Annotated in this window: 25 protein-coding genes; 11 read left to right on the top strand and 14 right to left on the bottom strand. The window is 69.4% G+C overall.

Annotated features, from left to right (window positions below; translation table 11 throughout):
- Positions 1-98 precede the first annotated feature (98 nt).
- On the top strand, positions 99-1,619 hold the full coding sequence (locus CF8_RS08225; protein WP_010832664.1) for a hypothetical protein: 1,521 nt from the start codon (positions 99-101) through the stop codon (positions 1,617-1,619).
- A gap of 544 nt (positions 1,620-2,163) precedes the next feature.
- Positions 2,164-2,739, top strand: coding sequence for a hypothetical protein (locus CF8_RS08220; RefSeq protein ID WP_036490564.1), 576 nt, complete (start codon positions 2,164-2,166; stop codon positions 2,737-2,739).
- A gap of 194 nt (positions 2,740-2,933) precedes the next feature.
- Here CF8_RS08220 and CF8_RS08215 read toward each other — a convergent pair whose 3' ends face one another.
- From CF8_RS08215 to CF8_RS08205, 3 genes are all read right to left on the bottom strand, one after another.
- Entirely contained in the window at positions 2,934-3,266 is a 333-nt protein-coding gene (locus tag CF8_RS08215; protein ID WP_010832662.1) for a hypothetical protein, read from the bottom strand.
- 103 nt (positions 3,267-3,369) lie between these two features.
- Complete coding sequence (locus CF8_RS21480) at positions 3,370-4,263, bottom strand: hypothetical protein (RefSeq protein WP_010832661.1); 894 nt, start codon at positions 4,261-4,263, stop codon at positions 3,370-3,372.
- 5 nt (positions 4,264-4,268) lie between these two features.
- Positions 4,269-4,838: a hypothetical protein gene (locus tag CF8_RS08205; RefSeq protein ID WP_198016972.1), complete on the bottom strand. Its 570-nt coding sequence runs from the start codon at positions 4,836-4,838 to the stop codon at positions 4,269-4,271.
- Positions 4,839-4,892: 54 nt separating this feature from the next.
- Here CF8_RS08205 and CF8_RS22455 point away from each other — a divergent pair, with 54 nt between their 5' ends.
- Positions 4,893-5,051, top strand: coding sequence for a hypothetical protein (locus CF8_RS22455; RefSeq protein ID WP_198016971.1), 159 nt, complete (start codon positions 4,893-4,895; stop codon positions 5,049-5,051).
- A gap of 84 nt (positions 5,052-5,135) precedes the next feature.
- Here CF8_RS22455 and CF8_RS08200 read toward each other — a convergent pair whose 3' ends face one another.
- The 11 genes from CF8_RS08200 to CF8_RS23675 all read right to left on the bottom strand — a co-directional run bounded on the left by CF8_RS08200 (position 5,136) and on the right by CF8_RS23675 (position 15,733).
- The gene (locus tag CF8_RS08200; protein WP_010832659.1) at positions 5,136-8,381 is read right to left on the bottom strand and encodes a LysM peptidoglycan-binding domain-containing protein; all 3,246 of its coding nucleotides are present in this window, start codon (positions 8,379-8,381) and stop codon (positions 5,136-5,138) included.
- Positions 8,378-8,818 carry a TadE/TadG family type IV pilus assembly protein gene (locus CF8_RS08195; protein ID WP_010832658.1) on the bottom strand — a complete coding sequence of 147 codons (441 nt, stop codon included), beginning with the start codon at positions 8,816-8,818 and terminating at the stop codon, positions 8,378-8,380. The genes CF8_RS08200 and CF8_RS08195 overlap by 4 nt, the downstream gene beginning before the upstream one ends.
- A complete protein-coding gene (locus CF8_RS08190; protein ID WP_010832657.1) occupies positions 8,815-9,267 on the bottom strand; it encodes a TadE/TadG family type IV pilus assembly protein in 453 nt (150 codons plus the stop codon). Before CF8_RS08190 ends, CF8_RS08195 begins: the two co-directional genes overlap by 4 nt.
- Positions 9,264-9,614 carry a TadE family protein gene (locus CF8_RS08185; RefSeq protein ID WP_010832656.1) on the bottom strand — a complete coding sequence of 117 codons (351 nt, stop codon included), beginning with the start codon at positions 9,612-9,614 and terminating at the stop codon, positions 9,264-9,266. Before CF8_RS08185 ends, CF8_RS08190 begins: the two co-directional genes overlap by 4 nt.
- 45 nt (positions 9,615-9,659) lie before the next feature.
- Positions 9,660-9,863 (bottom strand): hypothetical protein, encoded by a 204-nt coding sequence (locus tag CF8_RS08180; protein WP_036490562.1) that lies wholly within the window; start codon positions 9,861-9,863, stop codon positions 9,660-9,662.
- A 58-nt stretch (positions 9,864-9,921) separates the two neighbouring features.
- Complete coding sequence (locus CF8_RS08175) at positions 9,922-10,836, bottom strand: type II secretion system F family protein (RefSeq protein ID WP_010832655.1); 915 nt, start codon at positions 10,834-10,836, stop codon at positions 9,922-9,924.
- On the bottom strand, positions 10,833-11,738 hold the full coding sequence (locus CF8_RS08170; protein WP_010832654.1) for a type II secretion system F family protein: 906 nt from the start codon (positions 11,736-11,738) through the stop codon (positions 10,833-10,835). The genes CF8_RS08175 and CF8_RS08170 overlap by 4 nt, the downstream gene beginning before the upstream one ends.
- Positions 11,735-13,420 (bottom strand): CpaF family protein, encoded by a 1,686-nt coding sequence (locus tag CF8_RS08165; RefSeq protein WP_010832653.1) that lies wholly within the window; start codon positions 13,418-13,420, stop codon positions 11,735-11,737. Before CF8_RS08165 ends, CF8_RS08170 begins: the two co-directional genes overlap by 4 nt.
- Positions 13,417-14,217: a MinD/ParA family ATP-binding protein gene (locus CF8_RS08160; RefSeq protein ID WP_198016970.1), complete on the bottom strand. Its 801-nt coding sequence runs from the start codon at positions 14,215-14,217 to the stop codon at positions 13,417-13,419. The genes CF8_RS08165 and CF8_RS08160 overlap by 4 nt, the downstream gene beginning before the upstream one ends.
- A 45-nt stretch (positions 14,218-14,262) precedes the next feature.
- Entirely contained in the window at positions 14,263-14,970 is a 708-nt protein-coding gene (locus CF8_RS08155; protein WP_084622822.1) for an SAF domain-containing protein, read from the bottom strand.
- A 304-nt stretch (positions 14,971-15,274) separates the two neighbouring features.
- Positions 15,275-15,733, bottom strand: coding sequence for a helix-turn-helix domain-containing protein (locus CF8_RS23675; RefSeq protein WP_084622821.1), 459 nt, complete (start codon positions 15,731-15,733; stop codon positions 15,275-15,277).
- 236 nt (positions 15,734-15,969) lie between these two features.
- On the opposite strand from CF8_RS23675, the gene CF8_RS21960 reads away from it, so the two are divergent.
- From CF8_RS21960 to CF8_RS21950, 8 genes are all read left to right on the top strand, one after another.
- Entirely contained in the window at positions 15,970-16,320 is a 351-nt protein-coding gene (locus tag CF8_RS21960) for a hypothetical protein (RefSeq protein ID WP_010832649.1), read from the top strand.
- A gap of 289 nt (positions 16,321-16,609) precedes the next feature.
- Positions 16,610-17,017: a hypothetical protein gene (locus tag CF8_RS08145; RefSeq protein WP_010832648.1), complete on the top strand. Its 408-nt coding sequence runs from the start codon at positions 16,610-16,612 to the stop codon at positions 17,015-17,017.
- Between the two features lie 124 nt (positions 17,018-17,141).
- Complete coding sequence (locus tag CF8_RS21955; RefSeq protein WP_156887184.1) at positions 17,142-17,291, top strand: hypothetical protein; 150 nt, start codon at positions 17,142-17,144, stop codon at positions 17,289-17,291.
- Positions 17,288-18,004, top strand: a complete 717-nt coding sequence (locus CF8_RS22450) for a hypothetical protein (protein WP_010832647.1) — start codon at positions 17,288-17,290, stop codon at positions 18,002-18,004. Before CF8_RS21955 ends, CF8_RS22450 begins: the two co-directional genes overlap by 4 nt.
- Positions 18,005-18,018: 14 nt before the next feature.
- Complete coding sequence (locus tag CF8_RS22445; protein ID WP_198016969.1) at positions 18,019-18,186, top strand: hypothetical protein; 168 nt, start codon at positions 18,019-18,021, stop codon at positions 18,184-18,186.
- Positions 18,183-18,707 (top strand): thermonuclease family protein, encoded by a 525-nt coding sequence (locus CF8_RS22440; RefSeq protein WP_010832646.1) that lies wholly within the window; start codon positions 18,183-18,185, stop codon positions 18,705-18,707. Before CF8_RS22445 ends, CF8_RS22440 begins: the two co-directional genes overlap by 4 nt.
- 94 nt (positions 18,708-18,801) lie before the next feature.
- Complete coding sequence (locus CF8_RS08130; protein WP_010832645.1) at positions 18,802-19,035, top strand: hypothetical protein; 234 nt, start codon at positions 18,802-18,804, stop codon at positions 19,033-19,035.
- A 17-nt stretch (positions 19,036-19,052) separates the two neighbouring features.
- Positions 19,053-19,217 (top strand): hypothetical protein, encoded by a 165-nt coding sequence (locus CF8_RS21950; protein WP_156887183.1) that lies wholly within the window; start codon positions 19,053-19,055, stop codon positions 19,215-19,217.
- Positions 19,218-19,356: the final 139 nt, after the last annotated feature.

The raw sequence follows: 19,356 nt of genomic DNA, 5'->3' as shown, positions 1-19,356 counted from the left end.
CTCCCCTGCCGCTGTCGAGCAAGGGCTGCTCGACTCGAACTGCAGAAGCCGGCGGTGGGAGCAAGTACGGTCGAGAACACACCAGGCAGGGGAAATCAGTGAGCGCCGAAACCGCACCCGATGCCGGCCCCACGGACTGGGAGCCGGACCCGGCACGGGTCTACTTCTCGGACCGGTTCGAAGTCGACCCGCAGACGCTTGAGAAGTACGGTGCGTTCGACATCTCCGTCGTCACCGACATGCCCTTGTTCATCGACCCGTTTCTGCTGTTCAACAGCGAGAACGAGGAGTACCGGGCGCTCCACGACCAGATCATCGAGTACCTGCGGTTCCTGAAATCCAAGGCCACCGACGACCTCGACCCTAAGCTCATCGACAACTGGTACCGGTTCAAGGAGGTCGAGCAGAACTGGCTCGGGTTCACCGTCGACGGCAACCGAGGCCACGGGCTCGGCCCGGGGTTTGCCCGGTCACTGCACGGTGCGCTCGGCAGCCTGCTGGAGAACTTCGGCGAAGAGACCGTCACCGAATCCAGTCACCTTGAGAAGCTGGCGCTCATCCGCGACCGGGTCGGCAAGGACAGCATCAGCGACTTCACGACGAACCTCATCAAGCACTTTCTGCTCCGGTACACCGAGGAGTTCGCCCTCGAGCACCTCCGGCCCGAGCAGTGCCAGAAGTTCAACGTCGCCCGCGCCGTCTTCAACTACAACACCGAGACGTGGGCCGCACGCACCTACAGCCTCCCCGAGCTCGACGACCAATACGTCCTCTTGACCCCCGTAGACCTGCTGACCAAGGACGACACTTGGATCAACAAGGTGGACATGCTCCACAGCTTCGACCGCCTGCCCGCGGCCATCGACGACAACCAGCAGCGCGCTCTGGTCAACAACTACTTCAAGAAGCAACTGAGCCGGAACCCGTCGGCGAAGGAGGTGGCTGCGGCGAAGGCCCGCACGATCAGGCACTTCCCGGAGCTGATCGACTACTACATCAAGCTCAAGGAGGACACCCGCGAGCAGGCCAAGGCGGCCAGCCTTTCCAAAACCGAGGACACCCAGCGGGTGCTGGTGACCCAGGTCAAGGCCGCAGCAAAGGATCTGGGCGCAAAGACCGACCTGTTCCGGAATCCGTGGACCTCGTACGACGAGGCCCGGCAGGCCGTGGCGACGTTCAAGCGGTACGTCGAGGACATGGACGGCTACAAGGTCATCAACCGCGGCGACGGCAAGCCGTTCGCTAGCGAGGCGGAGGTCCAGGCGTTCTTCGGGCTGCTGCTCCAGCCAAGCCGGTTCGACGTGAACCGGGAGCCGAACAACGGCCGCGGGCCCGTCGACTTCAAGCTCAGCGCCGGCGCGCACGACAAGTCCCTGATCGAGTTCAAGCTCGCCAAGAGCAGCAGCCTGGCCCGAAATCTCAAGAACCAGGTCGCGATCTACGAGAAGGCGAACCAGACCAAGAACTCGGTGAAGGTAATCATCTGCTACACCGCCGCCGACATCGCCAAGACGTCGCGGGTACTCCGCCAGCTCGGCATCGACAAGGGCCCCGCGGCCGCGTCAGTGGTCGTCGTCGACGCGCGTGGGAACAACAAGCCCTCAGCCTCCACGGTGTGAGCCACACCCGGTTGCAAGGACAGCCGGCCATGCAGCGAAGTTTGAAGTTCGCTACGCATTCTTGTCAGCGCCCATGGACCAACTGGCACACGGTCGAGCGTGTCATGTTCGGCCTGTGAGCCACGGTGCAACTCGATGACGCCACCGCGGAGGCCCTGCGGGAAGCCGGCTACGAGGCTCGGCGCATTCTCGGCTCCGCGGTCGAGAGGTCGTCATCGAGCTCAGTGACTCGCTGGTGGCAAAGGTCTGGCGATCCGGCTCCACCAACCCGGACCAAGGCCTCATCCACGGGGACCTCATCCCTAGTAGTCGTACTCAACTGATGCGCGCGCAAGTGGCCCGCGACTCTGACATGCTGATTCGGTGCCGCCGCTCAACGACCGCGTGGGGAACACGTGATGAATCGACGCCGTGACCTCCTCAGCCGTCTGGCTGTGGGGCCGCGGTTCCTCATCGTCGGCCAAGGTGGCCACCGAGCAGCGTGCGTGCAGTGAGCGCAGCCCGGTCCTGGAGAGAGGAACGCGTTGACGCGCTGTTGACAGCAATGTCTGACCTCGGGATGTCCATGTCCCGTCCTGCGGCCGGCGAGCTGATCGATGAGCGGGTCCAGTTCGTCGCCGCGCAGATGCGGGTGACCCCGGCGACGGCTCGGAGGTATCTGACGGACGAGGCGATCAGCGGGTTAGCGCAGTCGCTGGCGTTCGGGTTCGTCGAGGAGACTCCGGGCGCCGATCTGTTCTCTGCCCCACGCGACGCGAGGATCCCGGTGCGGCTGGCCGGCCGGGTCAGCGCTGGCTTGGCCGAGGCCGTGCGAATCCGCCTTGCTGAGCGCGAGGATCTGCAGCACACGCGCGAGGCGGTCGCACAACTGGCGCACGCCCAGGGGGTCCTCGGCCTGATCATCGCCGACCAGGTCGCCCACGACCTCGAAGGCGAACCGTGGATCCGTGCACCAGGCGCGCTGCTCCACCGGGTGGCCCGCTACTTGGAGAGCGCCGCCGGGCTGGCGGAGGACGGCGTCATCGGCTACGACACGGATCCCGCTGAGACCCCAGGCCTCCCTGACGCGCTCTGCCGTGAAGCCGAGCTGCTGCGGACGCTCGCCGATGGTGCTCGCTGATTGGCACTGCCGAACGCGAGGTCCAGGCCAGGGACGCGACAGACCGCCGTCGCTTGATTATGAATTTTTCGTACCGCCCGGTCGGCACGGCCGCGGACTCAGTGAGCCCTAGAACGGCGCTGGCTCGGCGGTCCTGCGTTCGTACGCCGGGGCGAGGACATCGCGTGCCCGCTGCGACGCCGGCGTTGAAGGCGTCACGCTGGCCGCGGCGTGCCCCAGGCGTTCGGTGACGACGACGAGCGGGGCACCTGACGGCTCCCGGCCGGCCGCTTGTGCCGCCTCGACATCGGTGAGCCGCTCGGCAGCCGCTGCGAGGGCTTCGGCCCGCGGGTGTCGCGGAACAGCGGCGGGCTGACGCGGATCGGCCCCACCCATTCGAGGCCGATATCGACCGCGTCGAGGTCCTGGCAGAAGTCCTCGAGCAGCTGCTTGTCACCGCAGCCGAGCGTGACCACGGATCCCACGTCCTCGCCCAGCGAGTCGTAGCGCGCCGCCACATCGGTGGCGACGCCAGAGACGGCAGCCATTACCGCCAGGCCGTGCCTGTTGCTAGTCGGCATCGACCCAACCCGCTCGTACCACCGATCCCGGCCGAGGAGTCGTCTCACCGTTGCCGCGTCTGCCCGCCCATCACTGCGTGAGCACCTGGGCCTCGCCGACGCGGATCGGCAAGGGTTCCGTGGTCAGGTCGAGCTCGATCGTCCCGGACTGGCCACCTCCGCTCCACTCGACCACCCAGTGACTCGTGGCGGTGACCTGGTAGGCACCGTCGGGCTGGCCGGTCGACATCTTGGCGTAGCGGTGTCCGCAGGTCGGAGACTCCTGCTTGCCGTAGTGGTCGGCGTAGGGGGTACCTAGGCCCGTGCAGGTCGCCGTGGTGCCGTCACCCATGTCCCAGATGACACTGGACACGCTGGCGGTGACGGTGACCGAGACCGGGCCTTCGCTCGCGGACCGTGTGATGGGTCCCCACGTGTTCTCGGTTTGGTTGTCGACCCACATCCAAACCGGCAGCCCTACGAGTCCGACCCGGTTCGGGGCCGACTCCGGCACGATGCCGATCGTGATCGGGTCAAGGTTCATGGCGGTGATCGCGCGGTTCGCGAGCACGACCGGGTCGATCGTTACTGTGCCGTTCTGGATCCACACCGGGTCCCACGATGAGCCAGGCGGCGGCCAGTAGCAGATGTGCCACGCACCGTCCTCGTTCGTCTGCCCCGGTGGCGGCTGAGCGCCTCCCGCGCCGGGATCCCAGACGTCTCCCACATAGCACCCGTGGCTGCTGCTCCAGACCGACCCGGCCGGTCCGGCGCACGGGATTTCGTTGCCGGAGTAGGTGCACGTCGACGAGCCTCCTCCGGGGTCGCCCGGATCGCCACCGTCGTCCTCACAGACAACCTTGATCTCGCCGGTCACGGGATCCGTCTCGGTCCAGCAGTTCTCGCCGCCTTCCGCGTACGCAGGAGCCGACAGCGCGATGGGGATGACAACTGCGGCAACCGCGGTCGCGATCGCTGCCAGCACCCGGGCTAGCACTTCTCGTCCCACTGGACGTCGGAGTTGCTGACCAGCCAGCGGCCCTTCTCCCTGACCACCTCGTAGTCGATCGGGAGCGGATTCCCGAGCGGGTTGCCCTCGGGGTCGACCGGCGGCGGGACCGCCTTGCCTTGCCGGCGCCGCTCGACACCGCTCCGGTCCTCGCAGTCAGTGATGATGAAGGTGGTGTCGGTCCGCCGACGAGGCTCATCGAGCGTGTGCACGTACTCCCCAGTGACCTTGGTACGGGAGCTCTCGAGTGCGCCCACGTTCTGCTGAATGTTGAGGAACTCACGGCCGGTGGCGGCCTTGTTGAGGCGCTTGAAATCGATGGTGGCGGCCCGGAGTGCGTCATCTCGCACGTCGAGGTAGCTCGTAAGCGCGGCGGCGGCCTTCTCCTCGGGCGTCTTCGGTGTGGGCGGCGCCGCGCTGGTCGGGGGCGTCGACGCTGTCGCCGTGGGGGTGTCCTGGGCGTCGGGGTCGGTCCCGTCGTCCGAGCAGCCTGTCAGGATCAGGGCCAGGGCGAGGGCCACTCCCCCGAGTACGGAGTGGTGGTTCCTCATGCGGTCTCTCCTCTGCTGGTGGGGCAGCGCGACGACTGATCTCTGGCTGACGTCGTGGCTGATGTGCTCGAGGTGCTCTTCGGCGGCGTCGACGAGCTCGGCGAGGCTGCCGAGGTCGGCTGGGTCGATGCCGAACTTCTTGTCGGCGTCGTAGATGGTGCGGCCGGTGTCGCGCACGAGGGCGGCGCGGGCGACTCGTCGGTCATCGAGTGACGGCCGGTCTGCGCCGGCGCTGATGTACCGCCCTGTGAGCTCTTGGTTGAACGTGGTCATTGGTCTGGTGCTCCCTTCCCGAGATCAGCTCGCGAGCCAGCCGTGTGTACTGATGATGGTCTTCGTACGCTCCGACAGCTCCATGGGCGCCTCGCCGTCGTCGGAGCGGTTGCATACCTCTTCGCGCAGGATCCGCTCGGCCTCGAACTGGTCGCCCTCGGCCTTGGTGACTTGGGCCAGGCACAACCGTGTGCTCTCGCCGTCGGGGTCGGCCTTGTTGGCAACGTAGGCAGCCGAGCGGGCCTTGATCAGGTCCCCAGTGGCGAGGGCCTCGGTGACGACGATCAGTGCGACGTCGGAGATCCAGCCGGGTGTCATGAGGTCGAACCGCTCACCGTCGGCGAGCCAGGACCATCCGTCGTCGCGCTTGTTGCTGAACGGGGGGCCGGTAACGAGCTTGAGGGCTGTGCTCAGGTCGGCACGTCCCTCGGCGCCGCCGCGGGCCTGCCCACGGGCACGAAGTCGCAGGAAGAGGTCGAGGTCGATGAGGAGGCCGTCGTCGACCTGGTAGACGTTGACCCCGTTGACCTTGGTGGCCGGGGCCTGGTCGGCGTGGGGCAGGTGGGGCTCGCCTGTACGTGGGTTGGTGCCGAGCCAGTCGCGCACGGTGTTGGTGTAGTCGCGTGCCTTGCCGGCCGAGATGCCGAACGCAGCACTGATCGCCTCCCTGGTGGCGCCGTACTGGCGGCGCAGCGCGATGAACGCCAGGAGTTCGGTGAAGTAGGGCTTGCGCCTGTCCAGCGCCTGGCCGTGGGCACGCACGGCCACCTGCCCCAGCAGGCTGAGACGGGGGCGGTCGCAGTCGGGCGAGAACCAATCGGCGATGTCCTGGTCGAGAGCCGGGTCGGAGCTCTCAACTTCTGTGCGGACGTGCGCAGGCACCTTCGGAGCCAGCGCATTGAGGTCCTCCTGCACGATCGCGCTCTCGCGGATGTAGTCCTCGTCGTTGCCCTCGAGGAGAGACGTGAGCGGTTCGTCGACGGCGTCCTCGGGGGTGTTGCGGGGCAGGGTGTGCTCGCGACGCAGTGCGCCTGAGCGGTCCGTGTAGGCCTCCCAGCCTTCGGTGGCGGTCTCGTCGACGGGAACCGGAACGTCCTCGAGCGTGTCGCTCTGTGCGTAGACCAGGGCGCAGCCGCGGGCCTCATCACTGGTGAGGCCGACCGCAATAAGGTTGAGGCCGGCGTGCTCGAGGACGACGCGGCCGGTGTTCGTCATGTGCAGGACGGCGCCCGGGGTGTTGGGGCGTTCGCCGGCGACGACGATGGAGGTTGCGGACTGACCGACGTGGTCGTTGACCAGCTGCAGCAACTGCTCTAGCTCGGCCGGGTCGCCGGCCGCGGCGTCGAGCACGAGCATCCGTGCCGGCCAGACGTCGTCGTCGACGCTGCCGGTGCGGGCGGTTGAGACATCGGTGTCGTGTCGTGTGGCCCGGTCGACGGTGCTGACGGCGGCCGCGAGGATCTCCGCGGTTGCGGGCGTTCCGTCCGCTCCCGTGGGGTAGTAGGTGATGCGCTCGTCCATGGCGACGGTTTCCTCAGCGACACCGATGCAGTCGAGCTGCACTCGACGTGACCACGGGTTGACGGCCAGCTGGGCGGCGAGGTGGCGGGCGAAGTCGCGGCCGTAGGTGGGGTCACCGCTGATGGTGAGGGTGGAGAGCTCCTCGCAGTTGAGGAGCCAGGTCTCGCCGGTGTCGCTGGCGCCGATAGTCACCAGGAGCGGGTACGGCGGCTCGACGTACCCGGGGTCAGGGCCGAGGTCCTTGGCCTCGACGTCGGTGCCGACGTGCCATTGGGTCTGGTCGGCGCTGCCGACCCAGGGTGCGGGGAGTTCGGCTGGTGCGCTGAGGTGCAGGGTCAGCTCGCCGTGGCCGAGCTCCACGGCCGCCAGGGGCGGCATCGTCCCACCGACGGCTCCAATTGCTGCAGCGAGGCGACGGAGGGCCTCGTGGGTGAACTCCACGGTGGCGGCGGCCGCGGCGCCGGTGGCGTTGAGGGTCATCTCGACCGGGGCGAGTTCCGGTGGCGGGGCGGCGATCGCGCGGCCCGGCGGGCGGTTGCGGAAGCCGCCACGTCGACGCGTCTTGAGGGCCATTAGCAGTGCGCCGGAGAAGAGGACTCCGCCGCCGGTGAGACCAGCGAGGATCCACGGGGCGTCGAGGATGGAGTCGTCGGCCTCGTCGACCTGGTCGACGTCGGCCGCGGGCGCCGTGGGCTCTTCCGCCTGCGGCTGCTGGACCTCGGGCGCAGCGGTCTCCGGTGCTGCGGACTCCGGGATGACCGGCGTCTCGTTCTCGGCCGGCGGGTCGACCGGCCCGTCCCTCGGGTCCGCGGGCCTGTCGGGCTTGTCCTCGCGCGGCAGCTGCGTGTCGGGCTGTCCGGTGGGCTCTGCGTGGGCGCCGGGGATGTTGAGGGTCCAGCCGACGTCGATGACGTCGGGGTCGGTGAGGTGGGCGTCGCCAGGCTGGGTGACGGCGGTGGAGGCGTCGTAGATCTCCATGTAGCGGTCGGCGTCGCCGAGCTGCTCCTGGGCGATGTCGGTGAGGGTGTCGGTGGGCTTCACGGTGTACTGGTGGGCCTGGGCGTTGGCCCCGGCCGGCGCTGGGAGCTCGAGGACCCAGCCGGGCTCGAGGAAGCTCGGGCGGGCGCCGAGCAGGTCGCGGTTGAGCTCGACGATCTCCTTGTAGCGTGACCCGTCGCCGAGGTGCTGGTCGGCGATCGCCCACAGGCTCTCCCCCGGCTTGACGGTGTGACTGATCGTCTTCTGCCGCTTGGTGTCGTGCTTCGTGACGTCCGTAGCCGTGTGCGTGGTCGGGGCGGCGTGGTCGGTGACGCCGGCGGCGTGGTGCCCAACGGCCGCATGCGCGGGCGCGGCTTCTGCTGCGGCTGTGGTGGCGTGCACGGTGAGGGGTGCGGCAACGAAGAGGAGTGCCGCCAGCCCGATGAGGCCTCGGGCGCCGGCCTGCGGGAGGCGCAGGCCGGGGAGCTTGGGTGCCTCGACCTGGCGGAGCCGGGCAACGGCCTCCAGGGCGAGGCTCAGCACCATGAAGGCCCAGCCGAGCCAGCCGACGACCTTGAACAGCCCCAGGACGAGCGTGCCGTCGTCGGGGGCCAGGAGCGCGTCCTTGATCCCGTCGAGGGTGGGAGGTTGGGCGGGGATCGGGTTGGCGCCGATCGCGAGGAACGCGGCGGGCAGGCCGATGACGATGCCGAGCACGGCCACCGTGGCGAGGAGCCCGGTGAGGCGCTGGCGAAGCGTGGGGGTGTTCATCGCTCGATGCCTCCTTCGGCGCGGATGAGCCGCGCGGATGCCTCGCCGGTCACGGGCATCGAGTTCAGACCGATGATCCCGAGGAACTTGCTGTCGTAGGTGTCGGTAGTGCGGACCACCAGGGTGTCGCCGCCGGTGACGGAGACGGTGCCCTCCACGCCGGCTGCTCGGAGGTAGTCCTGGGCGGCGGATTTCGCGGCGAAGATGTCGACCCGGAGGTCCTCGCCGCGCACTGCTGTGGAGCCCTGGACCTCCTGGGCGCCGGTGCGGGCGGCCTGGGCGGCCACGCTGCGGGCGTGCTGCTGGGTGTGGACCTTGCCGCCGAGGTCGACGGCCATGCCGACGAGGATGATCATCACCAGTGACGCGGTGGCGAACCAGACGCTGATCGCGCCACGCTCGTCACGCGGCCGACGGCAGAGCAGATGGCGGTTCATCGGCGCTCCCGGTAGGCGTCGACGGGGCTGGAGGCCGTAGCGGTGATGACCCGGTGTCCTGGCACGCCGGGCAGTGCCAGGTCCGACAGGTCGACGCGGCAGGTCACGGTGGCGGTCACCTGGGCGGTGGTGCCCAGAGGGGCGTTGAACGCCACGGCGTTGACCGTGATGTCGGTGCTCGTGCAGTGCACGTTCTGGTCGTCCAGGCTGCTGGTGGCCGCCGTCTTCCCGGCGGCGATCGCCTCGCCCTGGGTCCGCTCGATCGAGGCCGAGCGGGCCGCCTCGTAGGCCGCCGCTTCGACCGACTGCTTGGCCACCTCGACCCGGCCGCCCATGATGATCATCGCCACGAAGAGCCCGAACGCCGGGATGCCGATCGCGGCCTCGATGGCGGCCGACCCTCGCTCGTCCCGGCGCCGTCGTCGGGAATCGTGAATCCGCCGGATCATTCGGTCAGCCTCTCGACGGGGACGCTGGCGCTCTGGGTGACCGTGACGTGCCAGCCGGGGATCACGCTGAGGCTCGTGCCGGTGACCGTGACGGTCGCAGTGTTGGCCGTCCGGGATGCCGAAACGCTGGTCGAGGTCATCACGTCGGTGCCGCCGGCGTCCTGGAGGAAGGTGTTGGCTGTCGCCACCCCTGAGTCGCGGGTGCCGGTCTCGCTGCCCGCCTCGCGTGCGCCCTCCTGTGCGGCCGCGAGCGCAACTTCGCGCGCGTGGTAGTACAGGGCGCCCTGGAGGCCAAGGAACATCACCAGGAAGAGCGCCGGCATCAGGAAGACCATCTGGATGGTCACTGAGCCGCGCTCGTTTCGGCGGCGAGGGCTGGCGATCATCGGGTCCTACTTGATCTTCGCGGACTCGCTGGTCACGAAGAACTTGATGGCGGCCACGACGATGCCGACGATGACGATCACGGCGCCGGCCCAGATGACCTGCTCGATGGTGACCGAGCCGCGCTCGTCAGGGGGCTTGACGATGCGGTCCTCCAGGCCGGTGAGCACGGTCAGTGCCGCCACCTGGAGGGTGATGAAGAGCTTGAGCATCGGGTTGGTTCCTTTCTTGGTGGTTGGGTTCGGGCGACCCGGTTGTTTGAGGTCGGTGCTAGGTCGTCAATCGGAGCATCGAGGGGGCGATGAGGATCGCCATGAAGACGACGCCGAGCAGGCTGGCGGGGATGTACATGCGCTCGGAGGCGGCGTTGGCCTTGCCGACCTCGGCGCTGAGCATCGCCGAGCGAAGTGCCGCGGCGCGGGCACGGAGGTTGGAGTAGATCTGGGATCCGTCTTGCCCGGATTGCTGCATGATGTCGGCGAGGTCGTCGAGCTCGGTGACCCCGAGTTCGTCGGCGAGGTCGTGGAGGGAGTCCCAGGGCGCGCGGGTCATGTAGCGGGCGCGGCGCAATTCGCTCTCGATCCGCTTGAACACCCACTTGTCGCCGACCTCGGCCGCGGCACGCAGGGCCTGCTGGCCGCTGGCACCGTCTCGGACGCCGGTGGCGACCATGTCGACGTAGGCGCCGAGCGCGCGGTTGAACTCGATGCGGGCCTTCTTCGCATCGTCTGTGGCGTTGTAGTTCGGCATGAACCAGAACAGCGCCGCCAGGGCCAGTGACCCGAAGGTGGGGATGACGAACGGGAGCGGCAGACCGATCAGGCCGAAGACCGACGCAAGCAGCGGCGGCATGACCAGGCCGAGCAGCGCCCAGACCACCTTCTCCCCGTAGAACCGGGTCTCGCTGATCTGCAGGATGGCGAGGTCCTTGCGTGGAGTGTGTGCCCAGGCACCGCCGGGCAGGTTCTTCAGCGCCCACACGCCGATCCGATCGACCAGGGAGCCTGCCTCAGTGTCCTCGGCGTCCTGGGCTCCGGCACCGTGGCGGGGGACGACGTGGTCGGGTGAGAGACGGTCCAGTGCGTCGACCAGGTCCGGGTCGGAGGGCGCCAGTCTCCAGACGAGGAGGGCGAAGGCCAGTCCGATGAGCGTGCCGCTGGCGAGCGCGAGCTGGAGGCCGGTCATGCCGCTGCTCCTTCGTTCTGACGCTGTGCGTTGCGCGCCTGGAGGTCGAGGAACCGCGGGAGCGGCTTGGCGATCGCCATCCGCCGCATCATCAGCAGCGTGGCCACGTAGGCGCTGAGGAGGATCGCGAGGATGACCTGCCCCAGCGGGCTGCCGTAGGGCTCGATGTAGTCGCCGGTGAAGGCGAGCAGGCCGAGGACGCCGAGGGTGATCACGGTGACGGTGCGCGCGGTGGTGCGGGGCTTGGCTTGGTCAGCTTCGATCTGGCGTCGGGCTCGCACGTCGGAGGCCACGGTCTCGGCGAGCGCATCGAGGGCCTTGGCCAGGCCGGCCTGTCCGCGACCGCTGGCGGCCAGGATGAGCTGGCTGGCGATTACGTCGCCGGTGGAGTCGTTGAGGTCCTCGGCGAACGCGCGCAGCACGTCCTCGGTGGTGCCGGTGCCGTTCCATAGCCGCGACACCATCAGCCCAACCTCGTCCTGGATCGGCGCGGGCACCGACTGGAGCGACTTGATGAGCGCCGAGCGCAGCGACTGGCCAGCCGTGAGCTTGCCTGCCAGCGACCGCGTCCACTCCTCGAGCGCTTCGAGCTTCTCGATGCTCGCGGCCGCCGGCGGCGGGGAGAGCAGGAGCGGGATGCCGATGATGGCGGCCGGGACGAGCACGACCGCGATCACCCAGCCGGTCACCAGTGCGACCAGCAGGCCGGTAACGGTGCCGGCGACGATGAGCTTGCGGGTGCGTGGGCTGAGCTGGTTGATGCGGCTGCCCAGCCGCCCGAATGGGGTGACGGTGCGCGCGGGCCGGGGCGGCTTGGGTGGTGCCGGCCGCAGGGCGTAGACCATGCCGATCAGGCCGGCGACGACCAGAGCGCCGCAGATCGCGGGCACGAGCGGGGTCATGTCGTGGCCACCCCCTCGTAGGCCTTGGCCTCAGTGGTGTAGGCCTCGAGGTCGAATCCGTGGCGGGCCAGCTCGTGGGCGAGGTGGTTGTCCAGCTTGCCGGTCGCGGTGGCCGGCCCGAGCCGGTTGGGGGCGAAAACTGGCGCGGTCGCGTAGCCCCTGACGGCGTCGGCGCTGGGATCGACGACCAGGACCTCCTCGACCCAGCGCCGCTTCCGGGAGGTTCCGTCACCGTTGTCGGTGACGTCGGCGCGCAGGTACACCACGACGTCGACGGCGGCAGCGAGCTTGCTGATCGCGAGCTCGCGGGTGACCTGGGGGCCCTTCTCCATGGCGCAGGAGACGAGCTTCTCGATGGTGTGGTCGGCGCTGCGGGCGTGGGTGGTGCAGATCGAGCCCGGGCCGGACTCCATGGCCTTGAGCATGTCCCACACCTCGGGGCCGCGGACCTCGCCAACGATCTGGCGGGCGAGGGTGAACCGGAAGGAGTCGTGAAGGGCCTCTTGGAGTGTGAATTCGCCGGCCCTGCGGCCGTCGACGCCAATCTCGCCGGAGCCGGGCCGGTGCTCCCAGGCGTGGACGATGCGGTGCCGGTCGCGGAGCTCGTGCAGGTACAGCTCGAACTCGGTCTCGAAGGTGCCGATCATCTCCCAGGGCGGGATACACGAGCACAGCGCTCGAACCCAGGTGGTCTTGCCGCTGCCCTGGACCCCGGAGACGACAATGCTCTTGCCGGCCCGGACGCAGGCGGCAAGGAAGTCGGCCAGCACGGGTCCGCACGCCTTGCGGTCATAGACCATCTCGTCCAGGGAGACCGTGCGCAGGCCGTGGCGCCGGATGACGACCGAGGTGTTGGCGGTGACCCACGAGGCGGCGGCCAGGCGGGCGCCGCCCGGCAGGCGCAGGTGAAGGCTGGGCCTGGCCTCGGTGAAGGGGCGGTTCTGGCGGGCTCCGAGATCGGTGAGGAACTCGCGCAGCTCATCCTCGGAGTCGGCGACGGGAGGTGCCGTGACCACGGTGCCGTCGGTCTTCTCCAGCCACACCGAGCAGTCGGGCCCCGAGGCGATGATGATGATGTTCTCGACGTCGGACTCATCGACCAGTGGCTGGAGCCGGCCCAGGCCGAACAGGGCGGCCTCGAGGGCCCTCTTGAGAGCCTTCTCCTCGTCTGTTGTCCACGGGCGGCGGCCGGTGGAGACGAGGCTCTCGGCCTCGGCCTTGACCAGCTCCTCGATGACCTCGATGCCCTTCTGCCGGCGGTCCTCCTCGGTGATCCGGCCGCCTTCCTTGTCCAGTCGGGCAGTCAGGCGGGTGGAAATCTCGGCGCGGTACTGCGCGATCAGGTCCCAGTCCAGGACGGCGTCGCGGGTCTGGTCCGGGTTGGTGTGGTCGACGTACGACTCGTTGACGGGGTCGCTGGGGACGAGCGGGCGCAGGGAGAACTCGGATCGGGTCCGCCCCGGCCGGGCGTCGTCGCTAGCCCAAGCCCCGCCGAACATCGGCAGGGAGCTCGGGTCGTCGTCCTCTCCGATCGGGTTGGCCGGCGGCGCGGCGGGCGCGCCGTTGCTGGTGGCGCGGCCGCGCACGAAGGGGGAACGCTGGTCACGATCGGCCTGCCTTGCCTCGAGCCACTCTTCAGCGCTGAGCGGCTCGCCGGCGGGCTGGTGTCCGTTGGTGCTCACGCGCGGCCTCCAATCGTGGGGGCGAGTGCAGCCTGGTTGGCGGCGAGGATGGAGTGAATGGATGCCGCGCCGGCCCGGTAGCTGCGCAGCAAGCCGGAGGACTCGAACTTGCGGGGCTTGCGGGCGCCGTGGGAGTAGACCTCCGCGACCTCGGGGTCCCAGTCGACCGAGGCCACCACGGGGACCTGGAGGGCCTTGGCGATCTGGCGGGCCGTGTAGGGCCGGACGCGGGGCACGACCGCCGGCACCGTCGGCCAGCGGCCGTCCTCATCGACGAGGAGGGCACCCAGCCGGGAGAGACCACCCACGGTGGCGAACTGGTCGCGCAGCGCTTTGGCCCAGGACCTGGCGCCAGCCAGCGCCGGCAGCGAGTTCCGGGTGACCAGCACAGTCAGGTCGGAGGCAGCGATCAGCGGTTGGGGCCAGCCGACGAGGCCGAGCCGACCGGCGTCGACGATGACGTCTTGGCCGTTGCGGTCAAGCGCCCGCAGCTGCTCGGCGAGCGGCTCCCACAGCGGGAGCAGGCTGGGGGCCTGTTCGTGGGAGCGGATGCCGGGCAGGAACCACGCCGACTTCTCGGCCGGGGCCTCCGGGTCGAGGATCAGGGTCTCGCGTGGCAGCGCCTCGTGCAGGGTGCCGTCGCGCTGGGCGAGGGCGAGGTTGATCAGGCCGCCAGTGGGCTCCTGGGTGCCCCGGAAGTAGCCGGCAAACACAGCGGAGGCGCCGTCCGGGGCGGCTTCGACCAGGAGGACGGGCCGGTGCCAGTTCAGCGTCAGTCCGAGCGCCGTGGTGGTCACGCCCGGAGATCCACTCGCGGAGGCCAAGACGATCAGCGCCAAGGCTCAGCGCTCCCGGGTGTCGAGGACGAGCGCAACGCGGCCGGTGGCGGCGCGCGCGGCGAGGTCTGCCGACTTCTCCTTCGGGACCGAGACGTTGACGACGGTCTCCCCCGTCTCCTCCACCCGGCTAACACCAACCACCGTGGCCTCGATCGTGACGGGCGTCTGCTCGGTGACCTCGCCCTGGTCGCCGGGGGTGGTGACGATTCGGACGGTGTCGCCGGAGTACAGGGGTTCTGAGGGCATCTGAGCCGGCGTGAGGCTGATGCCGACCAGGGACTCCCCCTCCCCCGGCACAAGGTTCTCGGTGACCTGTTGCTCGGAGAGCAGCGTGCCGGCCCACAAGTCGACGGCCGCGCGGCTGCCCTCGATGCTCGACTTCTGGCTGCCGCTGATCGGCGTGAGCGCAGGGTCGATGCTCACGCGAACGACCGTGAGGTCCCCCGGCTCGATGGTCTCTCCTCGCGCGATGTCCCGGTTCACGACGAGGACCTCCTGGGTGTCGCTGACCGAGGTGTAGGCAAACGCGGCGCCAAGCGCTCCGGCGGCGACCAGTACCGCGCAGATCGCGAACACCAAGGGCCGACGGCGTTTCTTCGCCCGGGCGGTGGCCTGCTCGCGACCGACCGTTTCCTTTGGGGCAGCCGGCGCCGGGCCGCTCGGCGGCGGCGGGCCTCCAGATACGGTTTGTGAGGTGGTGTCCAGCGACATCAGTCCGAGTCCTCTCGTCTCTCGATCACCTATGTGTCAAGACGGGCCGGGGCGATCACCATGACCCAACTCCATAGGAATACACTAGTGCAGTCTTATCGAGTTCTGGTTTCTCCACAGGGGGCGGAATCCGAGAAGTCATCGCCAGAGTCCTCTGCAGGAGGGGTCGCGGCCCAACTCCCCCGATGGAACTGAGCGTCAGCGCGGCCGAACGTGCGGATCCATGAGACCACATTCGTCCGGGTTTCTCCCGAGCCGATTCTGCCCTTCCTGTCCAGCGGCAATCATCCGTACAGGTACTCAGCTACCTAGGCTTGGTCCGGCCCTGCCGCCGTCGGCGTAGGCGCTGCGCTTCATTGAACGCCACCGCGACGACGTCGGCCGGTTCATGGAGAACGCGCCCGAGTGCCTCGAGCGTGGAGGGCCCGGGCAGCCGAGTCCATCGACCTTGCTCCCAGGAGTAGTACGTCGGTGCCGACAGATTCGTCCGGGCGACGAGCTCGGGCACGGTCAAGCCAGCCTGCAGGCGCAGCGCCCTCAGATCGGGGACCTCGCCGTCAAGGTGGATCAGCCGGAGCGCCGGGATGTCGAGGGCGCGAGCGAGCTTCACCAGGAAGTCTGGCCGCGGCACCGAGGTACCGAGTTCCCAGCGTGAGACGCGCTCTCCCCCCGCTGCGCCGACGAGTCGCGCCAGCTCGTGCTGGGTCAGACCCGCCTTCTCTCGGGCAGCCCGCAATGCTGAGGGATCGACTCCGGAAACCATCGCCGCCGAACACTATCTGCATGCCCTCGTCGATCTCCGTCATGGTCCGCACACAGAGCATGGCCAGTTCGATCCCGCTGAACGGTTGTTCGCACGCACCCCCGACCACCCAAGACACCACGCTAAGGAAGTTGGCTTGTCGCGCTGTACGCCAAACCTGCACGAGGGAGCTTCGGCCGCTGTTGATCGCTCCCAGCCTCGTGCCTGACTTAGGTGGCCAGGAAGCGAGGTGGACCATGAACACATCCCCAACTGAGAACCCGGGTCCCGGAGTCGTCATTTTCACCGCATGCGGCAACGCCGCGCTCGACCATCTGGCCGCCTCCCTGGCGGCCGAGTGCGACGGCTCCCCAACGAGCATCGCCAACCTCCTTGAGCGTGTACTGGAGGCCGACATCGAGGACCTTGCCGAATCTCTCAGCGAGGCAGCCCATCCGCCAGTGCGAGACAGCCGTCCTAGCCGCGACGTCGAAGAGGTCGGTCCCGAGGCCGAGAGCCCGGACTGCCCGGCCCGCCGTCGCCTGAGGGCCCGTGCACCGCTCGCCGGCGGCGCAGCCGACGCGCCCGGCAACGGCATCACTCGCTGAGCAGAGTGCCGCGGGCATGCAGTTCGTTACTCCCCATCGCCGCAGCGAGCCTTCGGTAGGCCCGTGCACGCCGGCCGGCGCGTTGACCACGCGGCAGCAGATATCGCAACCCGTCGTGCGTCAAGGCCGTCTTGTCGTCCAAGGGCCGCTCAGACTCCTGCCCGACGACCCCGGAGGGAGGCCCTTCCTGGTTTATCCACAGCCGTGCGCTCGCGCCAGGCGAAGGCCGACACGATCAGCGAGACTCGACCCATAGAGCCATAGACCCAGCGGACCGAAGGAGCAGCAGGTGGACGACGGTGGCGGACTCGAGGCAACAGCGCACGCGAATGCGGCCCGCGAACACGTCTTCGGCTTCAACCGGATCACGATGTGGGAGCGGGACCGGATCCCGGCCGAGACGTCTGACCAGCTCGCCGAGTTCGCCGACATCGCGGCCGCGCTCCCCCAGGCGTGCTCGCAACTGTCCAGCACCCTCGAGCAAGCCCTGGCCAGCCAGGAGCTCATCATGGACTCGATGACCGACGAATCCGATCCGTCCATGGCGATCGGCGTCGCGCGACTCCATCTGGAGGAGGCGCGCGGCCTCGCGGTCGACCTCCACAAGCACCTCAACGCCGCGCGCAACGCCACCGCCCACATCATCAGCCATGGCGTCGACGACGGCCAGGAGTCGATGCCCTGGGACCAGCCCTAGGAACAAGCACCGGGCGGCGGTGAGCCGGCGCCGGATCCAGATTTCTTCGGCTCGGTGATCGCCCCGGCGGGCCGGGCTTCCTTTGGTGACTGAGACATGTACCCGGTCCACCAAGGAGCTGCCCGTGAGCACGCCCACCGATACCCCCGACCGTGACCCTGTCCAGGAGGTCCGCGATCACCTCGAGCAGGCCCTGGCCTCGCTCGACCGGATGCGCGAGGTCCTGCCGCCGCCCAACAGCTCTCCGGCGAGCGGAGGAGGCGAATCGGCATGACGTCCACCGACACCACGCTGCGCGCCGCCGACGCCGTCTTCGTCGCCGAGCGGGCCGTGGGCCGCGCCCGACGGGTGGTTGAGGACATCCAGACCACGATCACCTCCGCACTCCGCGTGCTCGACGACGCCGAGCTCGACTCAGCCAAGGCGAGACTCACCGACCGCGGTGACTTCTACATCGAGGAGGCCAGCGAGCACCTGGGTCGACTCCAGACCCGCTGCAACGAGATGCCGGAGCTGACCCGCGAGCTGTTCGGGCACCTCAACCGCGCTTCGGAGTCGCTCAACGAGGCCCGCGGTTTCCTCGACCTGGCCGACCCCTCCGATCCCGTCGTCGCGGGCGACGTCGCGCAGCTGAAGCCACGCATCGCGGTCGTCGGCGAGATGGTCGCGCTTGCCAAGCCGGTGGCGCAGCTCGCCGCCCAGCACGTCGACAGCGCGCGCCGAGCCAGCCAGGACGTCACTCCGCCGGCGCTGCTCGAACCGGTAACCCTGGACCGCAGCATCCGCACTGCCGGCAAGGAGCTCGGCCGCGCTGATGAGGACGTTCGCCTCCTCGGGGACGTCGTCGACCACGCCGCGACCAGCGCCCGGCAGTCGGCCGGCATCGCCGCCGAGATCTCCGACAACGCCCGCCGCCGGATGTCCGAGCACGGCCGGGACCCGGATACCAGCGCCGCCGCCCCGGCCACCGGGTCCCCGGCTCGGTAGCGCGGGAGGACGCCATGGACCTCGACCATGGCGGCCGGCACCTTGCCGCCGGCGCCGTCATGAGCGGGCTCGACGTCCACGAGCAGATCCCGGCCAACATCCACCGCTCCCCCGGCCTCCGCGAACAGCAGCGGGCGGTTCCCGGCGCCGGCGAGCGGCCCCAGCTGCGGGTGGCCAGGTGAAGGCCCTCGGCGGCATCGCCACCGCGGCGATCGCCGTCCTCGCCGCCGGCGGGATCAAGGCTGCCCTGCCCGGCGCCCCCGCCGACCCCGCTGGCAGCGAGGCGACCGCCACCCGAGTCCGGGTCGTTGAGGTCCTCGACGGCGACACGCTTCGCGTCGAGGACCTCAACGGAGGCGGTCTCGGCCGAGTCCGCCTGCTCGGCGTCGACGCCCCCGAAGTCGCCCATCCCCCGACGCCGGCCGAGTGCTACTCCACCGAAGCCACCGAGCAGCTCGAGCAGCTGGCACCGGTCGGCAGCACCGTCTTCCTCACCACCGACACCGGCCAGCCCGACCGAGACCGCTACGGCCGGATGCTGCGCTACGTCGGCCACGCCGGCACCGACGCAGCCCGCGAGCTCCTGGCCTCCGGCGCAGCACGGGTCTACGACACCGACCAGCAGCTCGCCCGCGAGACCGACTACGCCGCAGCCGCACGGGACGCCCACAGCGCCGAGACCGGCCTGTGGGGCAACTGCTGACCACCAAGTGATCGCCCCCACCCCTTGGCCGGACTTAGGAGACCAGGAGGACTGGCGCAGCCGGTGCCGGTCCGCGGATCCACTGGGAGTCACCATGAGCAACAACGCCGCTCGCGAGGAAGCAGCACTCGAGGAAGAGGCCCGGCAGCGCGCTGAGGAGATCCGGGCCACCGAGGAAGCCGCCGCGCAGGCCGCGGCCGCCGATACCGGCCCCTCCCCCGACGCCGAGATCGCGCAGGTCCAACGATCGGGCCGGCAGCATGACCACACCGACACCGCCGCCTACCAGCGGCCCCAGCTGGGCCGCCGCCGCGGCCCGCGCCGATAGGCCAGGAGGTGTCAGCGATGGCTGCCCCGATCACCCCGGCCGCCCCCAGCCAGTCGACCGTGCGATGGGTCGCCTGCTCGCACAAGCTCGGCCCGCTGACGTGCATGAACCACAAGCCGCACGTAGGGGACGGCCGCGGCTGCGTCCACCACTCCACGTCCGGCTTCCAGGACGACGACTAGGTGCGTGGACTGCCCACGCGCGGCTCAGCCGGGGACCAGGTGCAGCCGCGGCCGCTGAGGCGGCTCCGCGGCCGCCTCGAGGCGCTGCAACCGCTCGAGTGCCATCGGATGCCCGTATCGGCGCAGCAGCCCCGCCAGC

It is taken from the genome of Nocardioides sp. CF8 (genome assembly GCF_000389985.1).
In the GTDB taxonomy this organism is placed as follows: Bacteria; Actinomycetota; Actinomycetes; order Propionibacteriales; family Nocardioidaceae; genus Nocardioides; species Nocardioides allogilvus.
This window is presented reverse-complemented; position numbering and strand designations above follow the sequence as displayed.